The organism is Kitasatospora sp. NPDC043949, assembly GCF_056435365.1.
This window is the reverse complement of the sequence record NZ_JBWKEQ010000030.1, coordinates 101,786-104,050: the sequence shown is the minus strand read 5'-3', so window position 1 is coordinate 104,050 and position 2,265 is coordinate 101,786. Positions and strand designations below refer to the sequence as shown.

General features: G+C 64.1%; 3 protein-coding genes. All 3 read right to left on the bottom strand.

Annotated features, from left to right (window positions below):
• Positions 1 to 259: 259 nt before the first annotated feature.
• Positions 260 to 712, bottom strand: coding sequence for an NUDIX domain-containing protein (locus AC07AL_RS24050; protein ID WP_363581550.1), 453 nt, complete (start codon positions 710 to 712; stop codon positions 260 to 262).
• 182 nt (positions 713 to 894) lie between these two features.
• Positions 895 to 1,728: a helix-turn-helix domain-containing protein gene (locus tag AC07AL_RS24045; protein WP_363581552.1), complete on the bottom strand. Its 834-nt coding sequence runs from the start codon at positions 1,726 to 1,728 to the stop codon at positions 895 to 897.
• A complete protein-coding gene (locus AC07AL_RS24040; protein WP_363581554.1) occupies positions 1,725 to 1,997 on the bottom strand; it encodes a DUF6879 family protein in 273 nt (90 codons plus the stop codon). Before AC07AL_RS24040 ends, AC07AL_RS24045 begins: the two co-directional genes overlap by 4 nt.
• Positions 1,998 to 2,265: the final 268 nt, after the last annotated feature.

Genomic DNA, 2,265 nt, shown 5'->3' with positions numbered 1-2,265 from the left:
CCCTCAAACGCTCCCAACACCGCAACTGGCCGCAACCAGAACCGGCGACAGTCACCATCACCCAGCCAGGAGCAACCTAAAGTCACCGGCATTGCACCTAGGCCCGGTCTCCGACATCGGCCTGGTGAAGCCGAGATGACCTGCCGTCACCCATGAGGCCCGGCTGCTTCGGATCAAGCGTCAATGCCCTTGACGTACTCCTCGAAAGGCACCGATTCAGCGACGGCGATCCACTCAACCGTGAGCGAGCGACCAAGGGTCAAAAGCGCTGACGGTCGATCAGTTGTCGGTGTGACTCCTGCAGTCCCTCGGGAAGATCGTCCGGCGAGAACCATCGAGCCTCCAGAATCTCGAACGAGGCCACCTCGATCCGGCCACTGACGTACAGTGCCTCGTAGGCGACTTCGACCCGCAGTTGGTAACCGCTCTTCAGGTGCGCCAGCTCGCAGACCTTCACCGTGAGCCCGGTCTCCTCCCGGACCTCGCGCACGACGGTGTCCTCGAAGGTCTCCTTCGCGTTCGCGTAGCCAGTCGGCAGCCCCCACTGCCGGCCCTCCGGCCACATGCGGTGCTTCAGCAGCAGCACCCGGCCGTCCTGGTCACGGACGATGCCCGTCACGCCGACCATGAACTTCGAGTGCCACAACCACAGCACCCGCCACTGCATCGGCCCCCGAATGATCCGCCAGAGCCGCGCACCGATCTTCTTCATGGGTTCGCCCCTTCATCGGTCGGGCCACTCTCACGCTTCTCGCGCAGTCGACCCACGATCCCGCACGCCACGCCATCGACGCCAACTCTGCGATTTGTCAGATTAATTCGAGGACATCGCGCATCGGGGCTGCCGCCTCACCCGTGGCGGGCGAGCACCAACATATAGGGCGGCAAGGCGCGCTAGAAGGCGATTTCCTGTTCCCTCAAGAACTCGTCCCTGATGCTCTCGATCAGGCTGCGCATCTCGTCACCGGGCAAGGCCACGCCCACGAACCCGTCGAACTTTCGAACATAGACCTCAACGTCGCGAGGGTTAGTGACTACCACCTCGGCATGGACGGTTTCGACCGTGACCATGCGGTCATCCCGGATGACGAAGGAGTGTGCCGGCACGTCGGACTGCGGTGCAGCGAGAGGCACAATTCGAATATCCACATGCGGCAGGCGGGATACGGAGACGATACGGTCCAACTGTCCGGCCATCATTGCGGGCGGGACCAGTCGCCACCGGAGAACAGGCTCGGTGATGACGAATCGCAGCGTCTTGGTGGTGTCGTAGAGGGATTGCTGCCTTGCAAGGCGTGCTGCGATCACCCTCGACAACTGCTCTTCGGTGAGGCCCCTTCTCGCGAACACGGCACGCACGTACTCCGGGGTTTGCAGCAGCCCGGGAACCAGGGAAGGCTGGAACAGGCGAAGAAGCTTGGTCGAGTCGTCCAACGCTTTGATCTGCTGCTGCTTGCGGTGGTAGCCCAGACGCCGGATCAGACGCCACGCTGTCGCCTCCGTGGCCTCCGCCCGCGCAGCACCCATGTACTCGGCCTTGACGTCATCGGACACGCCTATAGCCGTGAGGATGCGGTCCACGTCCACGACGGTGGGTGACACCTTGCCGGTCTCGATCTTGCTCAACTTGCTCGCAGACATGACAGCGCTGCGGGCCACGGCCTTGGCTTCTTTGCCTGAAGCCTGCCGAAGTTCCCGCAGCGCCGACCCGAGCCGTGTTCTGTTCACTCGCCGTACTGGTCCCACCATTCCGCGAACGGCACGGACCGCGCCATCACCGTGTCACGGTACGCCCTGAACTCATCGATCCGACCGCCGTCGAGGAATTCACTTCCGAGATACTTGCCGTTCCCGTCATAGCTCATCGCAGCCACGGTCTCGTCATCGAACAGCCAGAAGTCCGGAGCCTCCGGGACCGGGTTCCCCTGATCAGTCAGGTCCAGAGTTGGACAATCACCCTCGTCACAGGAACCCGCAAGCCTTGTCAGCTCCACCATTGCCCCCTCGATCGCTCGCCACCCCCACGATGTTCCCGAGGCAACCACGACACGGCAAGAGGTTCGCGTTTCCGATACTGGAAACCGCCCAACTTCGAACAGGTGATCAGAAGTTCATCGACCGCACGCCTGTCCGGCGGCAGCCCCTCGCGCGGGTAGGCGCGAGGGGGAGGCGGCTTCGGGGGGGGGGGGGGGGGGGGGGGGGGTGTGTTGGTGGGGGGGGGGGGGGGGGGGGGTGGGGGGAGGGGGGGGGGGGGAAGGGAGGCGA